This window comes from Methylobacterium sp. CCH7-A2 (assembly GCF_001557075.1).
In the GTDB taxonomy this organism is placed as follows: domain Bacteria; phylum Pseudomonadota; class Alphaproteobacteria; order Rhizobiales; family Beijerinckiaceae; genus Allobosea; species Allobosea massiliensis.
Genome location: NZ_LSKN01000088.1, coordinates 1 through 14,736, shown reverse-complemented (window position 1 = coordinate 14,736; position 14,736 = coordinate 1). Strand labels below are relative to the sequence as shown.

Genomic DNA, 14,736 nt, shown 5'->3' with positions numbered 1-14,736 from the left:
CACCAACCAGAAGAACCTGCTGCTGCTGGTGCAGCTGCGCTGGCTCGCCGTCGGCGGGCAGGTGGTGACGATCCTGTTCGTCGACCGCATCCTCGGCATCGCCCTGCCGCTCGGCGAGATGATGCTGGTTCTGCTGCTGCTGGTCGTGCTCAATCTGGCGAGCCTGGTCCGCCATCACCGCGTCGCGGCCGATGTGCGCAATGGCGAACTGTTCGGCGCTCTGCTGTTCGATCTCGGCGCGCTCACGACACAGCTCTATCTCAGCGGCGGCGCGAGCAACCCGTTCATCTTCCTCTATCTGCTCCAGATCGGCCTTGCCGCCGTGCTGCTGGAGTGGTGGTCGACCTGGGTGCTGGTCGCGCTGGCGGGGCTTGGCTTCGTCCTGCTGATGGGCGCGCATCAGCCTCTCGCTCTGCCCGTCCAGCTCGATGACGGCGTGCCGCGGCTTTACCTGCAGGGCGTCTTTGTCTGCTTTCTGATCGCGGCCGGGCTGCTGGTGCTGTTCCTGCAGCGGATCAGCCGGAACCTGCGCATCCGCGACGAGAAGCTCGCCGATCTGCGCCAGCGCGCCGTGGAGGAGGACCATATCGTCCGCATGGGCCTGCTCGCCTCGGGCGCGGCCCATGAGCTTGGCACACCGCTCTCGACACTCTCCGTCATTCTCAACGACTGGCGCCGGATGCCGGTGTTCAAGGCCGAGCCCGAGCTGATCGCCGAGATCGGCGAGATGCAGGCCCAGCTCGACCGCTGCAAGACCATCGTCTCCGGCATCCTGATGTCCTCGGGCGAGACCCGCGCCGAAAACCCCGGCTGGACGACGGTACGAGACTTCGTCGACGAGCTGATCGAGCAATGGCGCACGCACCGGCCGCCAATCCGGCTCGATTACGAGAACGCCTTCGCGCCCGATGCAGAGATCGTTTCGGACCCTGCCCTTAAACAGGTGCTGGGCAACCTGCTCGACAACGCGCAGGAGGCCTCGCCCGAGGCGATGGCGGTGCGGGTCGAGCGGCGCGGTCAGGACCTCGTCATCATTGTCGCCGACGAGGGCCCCGGCTTCCCGCCCGAGATCCTGGCCGGCATCGGCAAGCCCTACCGCTCGACCAAGGGCCGGCCCGGCGGCGGGCTGGGCCTGTTCCTCGTCAGCAATGTCATGCGCAAGTTCGGCGGCACGCTCGACGCGCGCAACCGCAGCCAAGGGGGTGCCTGCGTCACCGTGACCCTGCCCCTCGCCGCCCTCTCGCCCGTACAGGTCTCCGAGGAGGACGCCCGATGAGCGACGACAAGACGCTGCTGATCGTGGAGGACGATCCGGCCTTCGCGCCGGTGCTGCGCCGCTCCTTCGAGCGCCGGGGCTATGTGGTGCAGCATTGCGACGGCATCGAGAGCCTGCAGGCACTGCTGGAGACGGCGAGGCCCGGCTATGCCGTGGTCGATCTCAAGGTGGTCGGCGGCTCGGGGCTGGAATGCGTCAGGCTGCTGCACGAGCGCGACCCCGAGACGAAAATCGTGGTGCTGACCGGCTTCGCCAGCATCGCCACCGCGGTGGAGGCGATCAAGCTCGGGGCCTGCCACTATCTCGCCAAGCCAGCCAACACCGACGACATCGAGGCGGCCTTCGAGCGCGTCGAGGGTGATGCCGAGGTGCCGCTGACCCAGCGCCAGACGTCGCTGAAAAACCTCGAATGGGAGCGCATCCACGAGACGCTGGTGGAGAGCGACTTCAATATCTCCGAGACCGCCCGGCGGCTGGGGATGCACCGCCGCACGCTGGCGCGGAAGCTGGAGAAGCGGCGGCTGACCTGAGACGGGGTCGTCCGCAAATATATGACGGCGAAGCGGCTGAATCAGGCCGTTACGGCCTTGTTTGGCTGCCTTCTTCCCTCGATTGTCACATCGCTCACGGACACTGCCCAGAACGACGTCTCGACCCCGGGGGGAGGATGCGATGCGGCTTGCCGTCTACAATGTCGAAAACCTGTTCGACCGCGCCAAGGCGATGAACCTGGAAAGCTGGGACGAGGGCCGCCCCGTGCTCGAGCGGTTCGCAGCGCTTAACGCGCTGCTCGGCCAGATCTCCTACAGCGCCACCGACAAGACGCGCATGGCCGCGCTCATCGTCGAACTGGGCATGGAAAAGTCAGACACCGGCCCCTTCGTGCTGCTTCGCCGCAACCGCGGCGGGCTGCTGAAGCGCCCGCAGGCGGGCGGTGTCGAGATCGTCGCCGATGGCCGCGCGGACTGGGTGGGCTCGCTCGAATTGCGCGACGAGCCGATCAACGAGCACGCGATGCGCAACACCGCCCGCGTCATGGTCGATCTCAAGGCGGATGTGCTGGGCGTGGTCGAGGCCGAAAGCCGCCCGGTCCTGTCTGCCTTCAACCAGGAGATTCTGCCGGCGGTCGGCGGACAGCCCTTCCGGCATGTCATGCTGATCGACGGCAATGACGAGCGCGGCATCGATGTCGGGCTGATGAGCCGGGCCGGCTACCCGATCGGCCCGATGCGCAGCCATGTCGACGATCTGACGCCGGCGGGCGTGCCGGTGTTCTCGCGGGATTGCCCGGAATTCGAACTGACGACGCCGGGCGGGGCGCGCCTCGTGGTGATGGTCAACCACTTCAAGAGCAAGGGCTTCGGCAGCCAGGCGAGTTCCAATGCGCGACGCCGCGCCCAGGCCGAGCGGGTCGCGGCGATCTATGAGGGGCTGGTCGCAAGCGGGGCCGAGCATGTGGCGGTGATGGGTGATCTCAACGACACGCCCGGCAGCGCGCCGCTGCAGCCGCTGGTCGCGGGGACATCGCTGAAGGATATCTCCGCCCACCCCAGCTTCGACGATGGCGGGTTTCCGGGCACCTATGGCGCAAGCTCAGCCGGCAACAAGATCGACTACATCCTCCTCTCGCCGGCGCTGTTCGCGAAGGTGCGGAGCGGCGGCATCTTCCGGAAGGGGATGTGGCCGGGCGTGCGGCCGAAGAAATGGGAGGCCTATGCCGAGCTGAAGCGCCCCGAAGATGCGGCCTCCGACCATGCGGCCTTGTGGGTCGACATCGATCTGTGAACCGGCGCCAGGCCATGCGATCCTGCCGCCCCTGACAGGGGCTGACTCGTAAGCCTCCCATCCTGCCCGCAACAAGATACAGTTTCATGCGTTGCGCCCCGAGACGATGCGTCACGCGCGGGCACGGCAGGGGGGAATAGACGCATGGTGGAACTGGCCGGACCGCGGGAAAGTGATGCGGCCAAGGCGCTGCACGAGCGCTACGACACGTTGCATGACTGGCGCCGCCAGGTTGCCGACCTTTACGCGGCGGTACGAGCCATGAATGGTGAGGAAGGCTGGCGGCACTGGCGCAGCGTGCGCGACCGCCTCTTCCGCGAGCATCCGCAATCGCCGCTGTCCGCCGCCCGCCGGGCCCAGTTCCGCGGCATCGACTGCTTCGCCTACGATCCCGCTCTGCGCTTCACCGTGACGACCGTGCCGGCGCAGGGCCGCGAGGTGATCCGCGTCGAGGCCGGCAAGGACGGCACGATGACGCTGCTGCCCTTCGCCCTGACGGATGGGCTTTTGGAGCCGCTCGGCAAGGAACTCACGCTGTACTGGATCGAGAGCTATGGCGGCGGAGTCTTCCTGCCCTTCGGCGACGCGACCAATGGCCGGGACAGTTTCGCCGGCGGGCGCTACCTGCTCGACACGATCAAGAGCGCCGATCTCGGCAGCGACGGCGCGGGCCGGCTGATCCTCGATTTCAATTTCGCCTATTACCCCTCCTGTGCCTATTCGGAAGCCTGGGTCTGCCCGCTCTCGCCGCCCGAGAATCGCCTGACGGTCGCGATCCATGGCGGAGAACGAAACGCCGCCGGCTGACGCCAGCCGACGGCGATCTTTCTCTTCCGGAAGCGTGCGACAGCATCACGCGTCTTTGTCCCGCCCGATCCTTGCATCACGCCCCCTGCTTGCTAGCCTTGACCTCATGAGCCCTTCGAAGGAACCAGCCATGCGCTTTCTCAGAACGCTTCTCGGGGCTGCAGCCCTCCTCGCGACCGGCCTGACCGCAGCCTCCGCGCAGACGATCAAGATCGGATCGAAGAACTTCACCGAGCAGTTCATCGTCGCCGAGCTCTACGGCGCCGCACTGGAAGCCGCCGGCTTCAAGGTCGAGCGCAAGATCAATCTCGGCGGCACGCTGGTGGCGCATGAGGCGCTGAAGAGCGGCGCGATCGACCTCTATCCTGAATACACCGGCACCGGCCTCAACGCCGTGATGAAGGCGCAAGGGGTGACCGAGACCGACCCCGAGAAGGTCCGCGGCATGGTCAAGGCCTTCTACGAGAAGGAGTTCAACCTGACCTGGCTGAAGCCGTCAAACATCAACAACGGCTATGCGATCGTGGTCCGGCCGGAGACCGCCAAGGAGTTCAACCTCAAGACGCTGAGCGATCTCGGCAAGGCCTCGTCCAAGCTCCGGCTCGGCGCGGGCACGGAATTCGTCGACCGTCGCGACGGCATCAAGGGGCTGAAGGAGGTCTATGGTGCCGAATTCGCCGAGTTCAAGCAGTTTGCGGCGCTGCGCCTGCGCTACGAGGCGCTGAACCAGAAGCAGATCGAGGTCGCCAACGGCTTCTCGACCGACTGGCAGATCGCGGCCGACAAGTTCGTCGCGCTCGATGACGACAAGGCGCTGTTCCCGCCCTATTTCCTCGCCCCCGTGGTGCGCCCCGAGATCGCCGCCAACGAAAAGATCGTCGGCATCCTCGAAAAGGTCGGCGCCGCGCTCGACAACCCGACGATGCAGGAACTCAACCGGCAGGTCGAGGTCGACAAGAAGGAGCCGCGCACGGTGGCGGCGGCCTTCCTCAAGGCCAAGGGGCTGGTGAACTGAGCGCGGTGCCTGCGGCCGGCGCCGAGGCATCGCCCGCCGCCGTCATCCTCGGAGGCGCGCCTGTCGGGAGCGGGGCGGTCGTGGCCGTTGCGCGCGACGGCGCGCCGGTGCGTCTGCACGACAGCGTCGCGCCACGGCTCGAAGCCGCACGCGCGGTCGTGCTGCGGGCACTCGCACGGGGGGACAGCGTCTACGGCCTGACGACAGGGCTCGGTGCGGCTGTCGATACCCGGCTCGACGCGGACGCCATTCCCGCTTTCCAGGCCCGCGCCATCCGGGCGCGCGCCGTCGGCGTGGGTGAGCCGCTCTCGACGGTCGAGGTGCGCGCCCTGCTGGCGGCGCGGCTCGTCGCCATCTGTCATGGCGCGTCGGGCCTCTCGCCTGAACTGGCCGAGACGATCGCCGCCATGCTGAATGCCGGCGTCCACCCGATCGTGCGTCGGATCGGCTCGCTCGGCGAGGCCGATCTCAGCCCGCTGGCGCAGGCCTTCCTGCCGCTGATCGGCGAGGGCGAGTGCGAATTCCGGGGCGTGCTCCTGCCCGGCGGCGAGGCGATGGCAGCGGCCGGGATCGCGTTGCCTGTGCTCGGCCCCAAGGACGGGCTCGCTCTGCTCAACGCCAATGCCCAGAGCGTCGGCCTGGCCGCATTGGCCGTCGAGACGATGGCCAGCGCGCTCGATGCCGCCCTCGTCGCGGGTGCGCTGTCGCTGGAAGGCTTTCGCGCCAATCTCTCGCCGCTCGATCGCGATCTCGACGCGTTGCGTGGCATGGCGGGCCACAAGGTCGGCGTCAGGTTCCTTCGCAATCTTCTGGTCGGAAGCGATCTGTTCGAGCCGGGCCGCGCACGGCGGCTACAGGATCCGATCTCGTTCCGCTGCCTTGCTCCCGTGGCAGGACACGCGATTAACGCCGTCGCCTCCGCGAGCCTCGCCGTCGATAACGAACTCGCCAGCGCGCCCGACAGCCCGGCCGTGCTGGTGGAGCGCGATATCCTGCTCTCCAGCGTCAATTTCGACACCACCGAACTCGCCCTGACCTTCGAGGCGGCCGGTCTTGCGCTCTCCCATCTGGCGGCGACCTCGGCCGCAAGGATCGTCAAGCTGATGAACGCCGGCATGAGCGATCTGCCGCGCTTCCTGACGCGGCATGGCGGCTCGCATTCCGGCTTCGCGACGACGCAGAAGACCGCAGCCGCGCTGGAGGCCGAGATCCGCCATCTCGCCTCGCCGCTCGGCGCCATGACCTTGCCCGTGGCCGACGGCGTCGAGGATTATGCGCCGATGACGCCGGCCATCGTCGAGAAGACGCAGGCCATTGCCCGGCGCCTGACCCGGCTCGCGGCGGTCGAACTCGTGGTGGCCGCGGAGGCCGTCGATCTGCGCGGCGACATCAGGCTCGGGCGTGGAACCGCCGTTGCGCATGCTTTCGTGCGCGCTCATGTCGCCCGCCTCGACGACGACCGGCCGATGGGGCGGGACTACGAGGCGCTGGCGCTCGCCATAGAGGCCGGCGGGCTGATGCTGGCCGACAGCGCCGCGCCGACCGGGATCGAGCTATGAGCTGGACGATCGAGAACTGGGACCGGCTGCTGATCGCGCTGTGGGACCATATCCAGCTCGTCGGCGTCGGGCTGGCGATCGCGCTCGCCATCGGCCTGCCGCTCGGCGTGCTTTCGGCGCGGCGGCCGGGCTTCGCGCTTGTCGTGCTGCTGGTTTCGGGCGCGCTCTACACCGTGCCGGCTCTGGCGATCTTCGCGCTGCTGATCCCCTATCTGGGCTTGGGCTTCTGGCCGGCGATCGTGGCGCTCGTCGCCTATGCGCTCCTGATCATCATCCGCAATGTCGCGACCGGCCTGCAGGAGATCGCGCCCGACATCCTCGATGCCGCCGACGGCATGGGCTATGGCAAGTGGCGCCGGCTCTTCGCGATCGAGCTGCCGCTGGCGCTCCCCGTCATCATCGCCGGCATCCGCATCACCGTCGTCACGCAGGTGTCGGTCGCGACGGTGGCCGCCTTCATCAATGCCGGCGGACTCGGCGACATCATCTTCCAGGGCATCACCCAGGATTTCGGCGAGAAGGTTGTGGTCGGCGCGGTCGTGACCTCGGCGCTGGCGGTGTTCTGCGACGAGAGCCTGCGCCGGGTCGAGCTGCGGCTGCGCGCCAGCCAGGCGGAGGCCGCCTGATGGCCCAGTGGATCGCCGCCAACCCCAAAATCTTCATCGTCGCGCTCCAGAACCATCTCTGGCTGACCGGCGTGGCGCTGTCCGCCGTGCTGCTGATCGCGCTGCCGCTCGGCCTGCTGCTGACGCGCCAGCGCCGCTTCGCCAACGCCGCTATGGCGATCGTCAACATCCTGCGGACGGTGCCGTCGCTCGCCCTGCTGGTGATCATGCTGCCGCTGCTGGGCACCGGCTTCCTGCCCTCGGTGGTGGCGCTGACGCTCTACGGGCTGCCGGCGCTGCTGCTCAACACCTATACCGGCCTGACCGAGGTCGATGCCGACATCGTCGACGCCGCGCGCGGACAGGGCTTCTCTGACGCCCAAGTAATGACGCGCATCGAGATTCCGCTGGCGCTGCCGGTGATCTTCGCCGGCATCCGCACCGCGGCGGTGCAGATCGTCTCGGCTGCGACGCTCGCCGCCTTCATCGGCGGCGGGGGGCTCGGCGAGCTGATCACGGCCGGCATGGCGAATTTCAACTTTCCGCAGCTGATCGCCGGCGCCGTCGCGGTCGCCCTGCTCGCGCTCACGGTCGAGATCGGCTTTGCGGGGATCGAGCGCCTGATGACACGCCAGCTGCGGATGGGAGCCTCATGACGATCCGGCTGGAAAAGGTCACCAAGCTGTTCCCCGGCGTCGCCAGGCCGGCGGTGGACGCGCTCGACCTGACGATCGAGAGCGGACAGGTCTGCGTGCTGATCGGCCCGTCCGGCTGCGGCAAGACCACGACCATGCGGATGGTCAATCGGCTGATCGAGCCGACTTCGGGGCGCATCTTCGTCGGCGACCGCGACGTCACCCAGGCCGATCCGGTCGCGCTGCGCCGCCATATCGGCTACGTCATCCAGCAGATCGGCCTGTTCCCGCACATGACGATCGCGCAGAACGTGGCGACCGTGCCCAAGCTGCTGGGCTGGGAGCCGGCGCGCATCAAGGCGCGCATCGCGGAGATGCTGGACCTCGTCGGGCTCGATCCCGGGCAGTTCCTCGACCGCTATCCGCGCCATCTCTCGGGCGGGCAGCGCCAGCGCGTCGGCGTGGCGCGTGCGCTCGCCGCCGATCCGCCGGTGATGCTGATGGACGAGCCCTTCGGCGCCGTCGACCCGATCGTGCGCGGGCGGCTGCAGGAGGAATTCCTCGCCATCCTGAAGCGGCTGAACAAGACGGTGATCCTCGTCACCCATGACATCGACGAGGCGATCCGCATGGGCGACGTCGTCGCCATCCTGAAGGACGGGCGGCTCGTCCAGTACGACACGCCCGACCGGCTGCTGGCGGCGCCCGCCAACGACTTCGTCGCCGATTTCGTCGGCGCCGACCGGGCCCTGCGCCGGCTCTCGCTGGTGCGCGCGACGGAAGCCGTCGAGCCCGGCGAGGCGGCGGACGGCTTTGCGCTGCCGGGCACGCTCTCGGTGCGCGAGGTGCTGTCGGCGCTGCTGGCCGAGGGCCGCGATGCCGCGACGATCCGCAGCGAGGACGGCGCGACGCTGGGGCAGATCACGCTGGCGGGCATCCGGGCGCGGAGCGCGGAGACGACACTGTCCTGAATTCCACCCTCGCCGTCATCCCGGCCGAAGCGAAGCGGAGCGCCGGGATCCATCGAAGGGCGCCGCGCTCTCCGATGGATCCCGGATCTGCGCGGCTTCGCCGCTTGTCCGGGATGACGGAGAGGTTCAGTAGCCACCGTATTGGCGTTAGCCCGGTTGGCGATAACCCGCGCTATCCGCTGCATCCGCCTCTTCGACCAGCACGCGGTAGCCTTGCGGCTCGACGGCAGCAAAGCCCGATAGCCCGAGCCGGGCGAGGATCGCGCGTCCCTCTTCGTCCTGATGCGCGGCCAGCAGCGCCGCCTGCAACCGCGCGACGAGCGCCTCCCCGAGCCCGTCCGACGCCACCAGCAGCGGCATCGGCCGGGGAGCGGTCGTTTCGACGATGCGCAAGCGCGAGGCGGTGTCCGGCTCGGCCGCCAGCAGCAGGTCGTGGAAATAGGAATCGAGCGGGCCGAGATCGATCTCCTCGGCCAGCAGCGCGTCGATCACCCGCCGCGGTGTCAGCAAGGGCCCGATGCTCTTCGCATAGAGCCGTCCCCTCGCCTGCCAGTGCGGCAGGAGGTGGGTCCGCAGCGCGTTGAAGCCCGATTGCGAATGCGCGACCGTCCAGCCGAGGCGGCGGCCGAAACTGTCCACGAGCGTGGCGATGTCGCTGTCGGCCCGCACAACGAGATGGCTCGCGTAGAGCGGGCGCCCATCGCCCGAGGCGGGAACGGGCGCGGCGACAAGCCTTACGGGGAAACCACCGCGCGCGAAGGGGTAGCCACAGATGAAGGCGAGGCCGAGATCGTCGCGCCGCCAGAGGTCCTCCAGCGGCGCCGGCGCGGCATGCGGGATGACGGTAAGCGGAACGCCGGCCGTCTCCGCGATCCGGGCGAAGAGCGCCGTCCAGTTGGCCGCCGTCGCGGCATCGACGGCATACATGCGGGCGTTGGCGATGAGGCTCACGCGTAGCGCAGCCTCTGGCCGAGCCCCATGGTCTTCGCCTTCTGCAGCATGAAATGGCCGAGCGCGATGTCCGAGAGCGAGAGGCCGCGATGCCAGAACAGGATGGTCTCGTCCTCGCTCTCGCGGCCGGGTTTCAACCCGGCGACGATCTGGCCCATCTCGGCATGGAGGGTCTGCTCCGAGAGCTTGCCGGCCTCGACATGGGCGCGCAGGCTGCCGAAGGGGCCGCCCTTGCACTGGCCCCAATCGTCGACGACGAGCTTGTCCATGATGTCGGTCAGCGACAACTCGACCGCGCTCATCGTGCCGTAGGGCACGACGAAGGCGCCGGGCTTGATCCAGTCCGTCTTCAGCATCGGCTCGGGCGCAGTCAGCCGGGAGGCCTCGACGACGATGTCGGCGCCCTCGACGCAGCTCCGCCAGTCCTGCGTCACGACCACGCGCTTGCCGAGATCGGCCGAGAGGCGGGCCCCGAAGGCGTCGCGGCTTTCCGGGCGACGGGAATGGACGCGGATCTCGTCGAAATCGAACAGGGAGTCGAGCAGCCGGACGTTCCAGTAAGCCGTGCCGCGCGCGCCGACATGGCCCAGCACCTTCGAGCCCTTGCGGGCGAGATATCTGGCGCCGATCGCGGTGATGGCGCCGGTGCGCATATCAGTCAGATGGCTGCCGTCGACGATCGCGGTGGGGACACCGGTCAGCGGATCCATCAACAGCAGCAGGCCCATCTCTGAGGGCAGGCCCTGCTTGTAGTTGTCGACGAAGTCCCCGATCACCTTGACCCCGGCGCGGGCGATCGGGGCGCGGAAGGCGCCGCGCAGCACGTTGAAGTGACCGCTGGCGCCGGCCTTCGGCATCAGATGGACGCGCGGCTCGATCTCGGTCTGGCCGCGGCCCTGGGCGGCAAGACCTGCCTCGACGGCGGCAATGATTTCCGCATCGGTGAGCTTCAGCGCCTCGACGTCGAGCGCGTTGAGGAAGTCGATGTAAAGCGGCGGGTGGGACACGCGGCGAACCTCGGCAAGGGGGTCGGGGGCGGGTGAAGGCCGAGCATACACGGCTTCGCGCCCCTGCTCCGGCCTTTCGCGAGGACGGCGCATGCGCAGCAGGCGCATCGCCTTCAGGCTCGGGCGCCGCTGGCAAGGAACTTGCTGCCGTCCCGACGGGGGAACATCACGATCCGAGAGGATAGCGCGTGGACGCCTTCACCATGATCATTCTCGCCTGCGTCGCCGGCGAGCCGAAATGCACCTCCGCCCGCGTCGCGGAGACGCAGTTCACCAGCATCGAGGCCTGCGAGGCGCGGATCGACGCGATCGCCACGGAGATGACCCGCAAGCTCGGCCAGCGGCCGGAATTCAAGGGCCGCGAGGTCACCTACGACGTCAGCTGCATGGACCGGAAGCAGCTGCTGCAGACCTTCGGCATCGCCGATCTCGACACCTGACGGCGCGCTCCCGGCGTCATGTTGCAGACGCGCAACGAGGCCCCGCAAAGGCCGCCGGGATCGCACCGATGTGATGCCCGCCGGATTGCACCTGTGGCCGGACTCTGACAGGAAATTGAGGAGATGTTGACGTTTTCGCGTCAGCTTTTTGCCGTCCCCGCCCGCCGCTGCCCGAGGTCCCGATGAACCGCTTCTTCCGTATGGCCACACTGAGTGGTCTTGGCCTGCTCGCCCTCGCGACCACCGCCCGTGCCGAGATCGACCCGCTGACGCGCCAGCCGCTGTTCGTGTTCGAGGATCCGGCCAAGGCGCAGGCCACCGCCATCCCGCGTGAGATCGTGTCCTATGACGGCAAGCATCGCCCGGGCACCATCGTGATCAACACCAGCGAGCGTCGCCTCTATCTCGTGATGCCCGATGGCAAGGCGATGCGCTACGGCGTCGGCGTCGGCCGCCCTGGCTTCGACTGGGCCGGCGCCCAGACCATCACCCGCAAGCAGGAATGGCCGACCTGGACGCCCCCGGCCCAGATGCTGAAGCGCCGCCCCGATCTGCCGCGCTTCATGCCCGGCGGTCCGGAGAACCCGATGGGCGCCCGCGCGCTCTATCTCGGCTCGACCCTCTACCGCATCCACGGCTCGAACGAGCCGGAGACGATCGGCCAGGCGGTCTCCTCCGGCTGCATCCGCATGCTGAACGAGGACGTGATCGACCTCTACGAGCGCGTGAAGGTCGGCACCCGCGTCGTCGTCGCGCGCTGAACCGAAACCTCTGCATCCCATGCAAGGGCCGTCCTCCGGGGCGGCCCTTTCGTTTTGGCGCCCCCGGCTGGCATCCTGCTTGCGAGCAGGCAAGCCCGAACCTCGGCAGGATTGATCATGGACGACACCGTCAACGCTTTCGTATCCGGCACGATGGTGCCGATCGCCGGTCAAGCCGGCGGGCCGCTCGACGGCTTGAGCTTCGCGGTCAAGGACCTGTTCGACGTCGCCGGACTGCCGACCGGCGGCGGCAACCATGACTGGGCGCTGGCCCATCCGGTCCCCCAGCGCCACGCCTGGGCCGTCCAGACCCTGCTCGATGCCGGTGCCAGCTTCGTCGGCAAGACGATCACCGACGAGGTTTCGCTCGGCATCCTCGGCGAGAACGCCTTCGACGGCACACCGATCAACAGCGCGGCGCCCGAGCGGGTCCCGGGCGGCTCCTCCTCCGGCTCGGCGGCTGCCGTCGCCGCGGGGCTCTGCGACACCGCGCTCGGCACCGATACGGGCGGCTCGGTGCGCGTGCCGGCGAGCTTCTGCGGGCTTTATGGCATCCGCCCGACCCATGGCCGGCTGGACACGACCGGTATGCTGCCGCAGGCGCCGAGTTCCGACACCACGGGCTGGTTCGCGCGCGATGGCGAGACCTTCGCCCGCGTCTCGACCGTCCTGCTCGGCGAGGCGCCGGGCGCGCTGCCGACGCGGCTGCTGATCGCGACGGATGCCTTCGCCTTCGCCGACCCCGAGGTGGCGGAGGCGCTGCAGCCCATGGTCACGCGTCTGAGCCGGATCGTCGGCGAGGTGCGCGAGGATATCATGGCGCCGCAGGGCCTGTCCGTCTGGGCGCGGGCGCAGCGGACGCTGCAACCGGTCGAGGCCTGGAATACCTTCCGTCAATGGGTCGAGACGGCCAATCCGCGCATGGCCTTCAGCGTCGTCGCCGGCCTCCTCAACGGCGCGAGGATGCCCGAAGGCGAGCGGCAATGGGCGGAGATGATGCGGCTCGAGGCACGCGCACGGCTGCGCCATCTACTGCCGCCGGGCACCATCCTGTGCCTGCCCACGACGGCCTTCCCGGCGCCGCTGCGTGGGCTTTCTCAGCCCGTGCTTCAGCCGCTCAAGGACCGGATCAGCTGCCTGTGCGCGCAAGGCGGACTCACCGGCTCGCCGCAGGTCAGCCTGCCCGGCGCGACCGTGAACGGGGCCCCCGTTGGCCTCTCCATCATCGGCGGACGCGGCACGGATGCCACGCTGATCGCCGTCGCACGCGCCATGGGAGAAGCCGCATGACCGATCTCACCCCCAACCTGCCGGAAGTCGTCGCCGAGGTCTCGGCGCTGTTCGAGGCCTATGAGCAGGCGCTGATCGACAAGAACGTCGATGTCCTCGACGCGACCTTCTGGAACAGCCCGCACACGATCCGCTACGCGCTGCACGAGAACGGCTACGGCTTCGACGAGATCCATGCCCACCGCGTCGCGCGCCCGCCCGGACCGGGCATCAAGGAAAAGCGAATCCGTCTGGAGATCCTGACGCTGGGCCGCGACATCGCCACCGTGAACCTCGAGTTCAAGGTGCGCGGGCGCGACCTGATCGGCCGGCAGAGCCAGAGCTGGGTGCGCTTTCCGGAGCTGGGTTGGAAGGTGATCTCGGCCCATGTCTCGACAATGGACGGGCTGAAGCTCTACTGAGCCGCAGGCCCGAGGGAGGCCTTAGCGGCGGCGCAGCGGCTCGCGCGAGAGGCCCTGCGCCTCCAGCGCGTCGAGGTAAGCCTGGAACTTCGCCTCGCCCGTCTCGCCGAGCTCGCGCAGATAGTCCCAGCCGAAGATGCCGGTGTCGTGCATGTCGTCGAAGGTCAGCTTCACGGCATAGTGACCGACCGGCTCGACCTTGAGGATCTCGACCTCGCGCTTGCCGGGGATGGTCTTCTTCTGGGTCGGGCCATGGCCCTGCACCTCGGCCGAGGGGCTCTCGACCCGCAGCAGTTCCGCGGCCAGCGCATGGCTCGCCCCGTCGTCGAAGGTGACGTGCAGGGTGCGGCGGTCCTTCGAGAGACGGATTTCGGTCGGCCAGGACGACATGATGGGGCTCTCCGCTGACGGTCCGCGACGATCGCACCCGCTTGACCTCGGCGGCTGCAATGCCAATGTCTCCGGCTTAACGCAATGGCAGGGTGGGCGACGCCCCGCCTCAGACCCCGCCACTGAACGGACAGATGCCGATCGTGCTTCTCGACAGCCCTCTGCCTGATAACGCCACCAAGTCCGGGATCGCGCCGCTGGCGCGGCCGGTGCTGACCGATCCGTTCGGACGCGACATCTCCTATCTGCGGATCTCGGTGACGGATCGCTGCGATTTCCGCTGCGTCTATTGCATGTCCGAGGACATGACCTTCCTGCCGAAGCGCGACCTGCTGACGCTGGAGGAGATCGACCGCCTCGCCACCGCCTTCATCGCGCGCGGCACGCGGAAACTCCGCCTGACCGGCGGCGAACCGCTGGTGCGGCGCGACGTAATGAGCCTGTTCCGCTCGCTCTCGCGCCACCTGACCTCGGGCGCGCTCGAGGAACTGACCCTGACCACGAACGGCTCGCTGCTCGACCGTTATGCGCAGGAACTGGCCGATTACGGCGTGCGGCGGATCAATGTCTCGCTCGACACGCTCGAGCCCGACAAGTTCCGCCAGATCACGCGCTGGGGCGATCTCGACAAGGTGCTGGGCGGCATCGAGGCGGCGCGCAAGGCCGGGATGCGGGTCAAGATCAACGCGGTCGCACTCAAGGGCGTCAACGAGGACGAGATCGAGAGCCTGATGATTTGGGCTCATGGTCTCGGCATGGACCTGACCCTGATCGAGGTGATGCCGCTCGGCGAGATCGAGCCGGGCCGCATCGACCAGTTCCTGCCGCTCTCGGTGGTGCGGG

17 protein-coding genes are annotated in these 14,736 nt (G+C 68.4%); 14 read left to right on the top strand and 3 right to left on the bottom strand.

Going from position 1 to position 14,736, the window contains the following annotated elements:
* The first annotated feature begins 28 nt into the window (after positions 1 to 28).
* The 9 genes from AX750_RS06730 to AX750_RS06690 all read left to right on the top strand — a co-directional run bounded on the left by AX750_RS06730 (position 29) and on the right by AX750_RS06690 (position 8,653).
* Positions 29 to 1,276 (top strand): ATP-binding protein, encoded by a 1,248-nt coding sequence (locus AX750_RS06730; RefSeq protein ID WP_245282330.1) that lies wholly within the window; start codon positions 29 to 31, stop codon positions 1,274 to 1,276.
* A complete protein-coding gene (locus AX750_RS06725; protein ID WP_066725093.1) occupies positions 1,273 to 1,806 on the top strand; it encodes a response regulator transcription factor in 534 nt (177 codons plus the stop codon). The genes AX750_RS06730 and AX750_RS06725 overlap by 4 nt, the downstream gene beginning before the upstream one ends.
* Before the next feature lie 142 nt (positions 1,807 to 1,948).
* Positions 1,949 to 3,061: an endonuclease/exonuclease/phosphatase family protein gene (locus AX750_RS06720; RefSeq protein WP_066725090.1), complete on the top strand. Its 1,113-nt coding sequence runs from the start codon at positions 1,949 to 1,951 to the stop codon at positions 3,059 to 3,061.
* A gap of 144 nt (positions 3,062 to 3,205) precedes the next feature.
* The gene (locus AX750_RS06715; protein WP_082735210.1) at positions 3,206 to 3,868 is read left to right on the top strand and encodes a DUF1684 domain-containing protein; all 663 of its coding nucleotides are present in this window, start codon (positions 3,206 to 3,208) and stop codon (positions 3,866 to 3,868) included.
* 130 nt (positions 3,869 to 3,998) lie between these two features.
* Positions 3,999 to 4,883, top strand: a complete 885-nt coding sequence (locus tag AX750_RS06710; RefSeq protein ID WP_066725087.1) for a glycine betaine ABC transporter substrate-binding protein — start codon at positions 3,999 to 4,001, stop codon at positions 4,881 to 4,883.
* 80 nt (positions 4,884 to 4,963) lie between these two features.
* Complete coding sequence (locus AX750_RS06705) at positions 4,964 to 6,442, top strand: aromatic amino acid lyase (protein WP_197426709.1); 1,479 nt, start codon at positions 4,964 to 4,966, stop codon at positions 6,440 to 6,442.
* Complete coding sequence (locus AX750_RS06700; RefSeq protein WP_066725081.1) at positions 6,439 to 7,068, top strand: ABC transporter permease; 630 nt, start codon at positions 6,439 to 6,441, stop codon at positions 7,066 to 7,068. Before AX750_RS06705 ends, AX750_RS06700 begins: the two co-directional genes overlap by 4 nt.
* The gene (locus AX750_RS06695) at positions 7,068 to 7,703 is read left to right on the top strand and encodes an ABC transporter permease (protein ID WP_066725078.1); all 636 of its coding nucleotides are present in this window, start codon (positions 7,068 to 7,070) and stop codon (positions 7,701 to 7,703) included. The genes AX750_RS06700 and AX750_RS06695 overlap by 1 nt, the downstream gene beginning before the upstream one ends.
* Positions 7,700 to 8,653: an ABC transporter ATP-binding protein gene (locus AX750_RS06690; protein WP_066725076.1), complete on the top strand. Its 954-nt coding sequence runs from the start codon at positions 7,700 to 7,702 to the stop codon at positions 8,651 to 8,653. The genes AX750_RS06695 and AX750_RS06690 overlap by 4 nt, the downstream gene beginning before the upstream one ends.
* A gap of 147 nt (positions 8,654 to 8,800) precedes the next feature.
* Here the strand turns inward: AX750_RS06690 and AX750_RS06685 are convergent, their stop codons facing one another.
* Complete coding sequence (locus AX750_RS06685; protein WP_066725074.1) at positions 8,801 to 9,604, bottom strand: PhnD/SsuA/transferrin family substrate-binding protein; 804 nt, start codon at positions 9,602 to 9,604, stop codon at positions 8,801 to 8,803.
* Positions 9,601 to 10,611, bottom strand: a complete 1,011-nt coding sequence (locus AX750_RS06680) for an ornithine cyclodeaminase family protein (RefSeq protein ID WP_066725073.1) — start codon at positions 10,609 to 10,611, stop codon at positions 9,601 to 9,603. The genes AX750_RS06685 and AX750_RS06680 overlap by 4 nt, the downstream gene beginning before the upstream one ends.
* Before the next feature lie 188 nt (positions 10,612 to 10,799).
* Here AX750_RS06680 and AX750_RS06675 point away from each other — a divergent pair, with 188 nt between their 5' ends.
* The 4 genes from AX750_RS06675 to hpxZ all read left to right on the top strand — a co-directional run bounded on the left by AX750_RS06675 (position 10,800) and on the right by hpxZ (position 13,503).
* Positions 10,800 to 11,051, top strand: coding sequence for a hypothetical protein (locus tag AX750_RS06675; RefSeq protein WP_066725071.1), 252 nt, complete (start codon positions 10,800 to 10,802; stop codon positions 11,049 to 11,051).
* A gap of 182 nt (positions 11,052 to 11,233) precedes the next feature.
* Positions 11,234 to 11,812, top strand: coding sequence for a L,D-transpeptidase (locus AX750_RS06670; RefSeq protein ID WP_066725069.1), 579 nt, complete (start codon positions 11,234 to 11,236; stop codon positions 11,810 to 11,812).
* A 117-nt stretch (positions 11,813 to 11,929) separates the two neighbouring features.
* Positions 11,930 to 13,102 (top strand): amidase, encoded by a 1,173-nt coding sequence (locus tag AX750_RS06665; RefSeq protein ID WP_066725066.1) that lies wholly within the window; start codon positions 11,930 to 11,932, stop codon positions 13,100 to 13,102.
* Positions 13,099 to 13,503, top strand: a complete 405-nt coding sequence (gene hpxZ / locus AX750_RS06660; RefSeq protein WP_066725063.1) for an oxalurate catabolism protein HpxZ — start codon at positions 13,099 to 13,101, stop codon at positions 13,501 to 13,503. Before AX750_RS06665 ends, hpxZ begins: the two co-directional genes overlap by 4 nt.
* Before the next feature lie 21 nt (positions 13,504 to 13,524).
* Here hpxZ and AX750_RS06655 read toward each other — a convergent pair whose 3' ends face one another.
* A complete protein-coding gene (locus AX750_RS06655; RefSeq protein ID WP_066725062.1) occupies positions 13,525 to 13,893 on the bottom strand; it encodes a DUF971 domain-containing protein in 369 nt (122 codons plus the stop codon).
* A 134-nt stretch (positions 13,894 to 14,027) separates the two neighbouring features.
* On the opposite strand from AX750_RS06655, the gene AX750_RS06650 reads away from it, so the two are divergent.
* The coding region (locus AX750_RS06650) for a radical SAM protein (RefSeq protein WP_156446659.1) at positions 14,028 to 14,736 on the top strand (709 nt) is incomplete at its 3' end.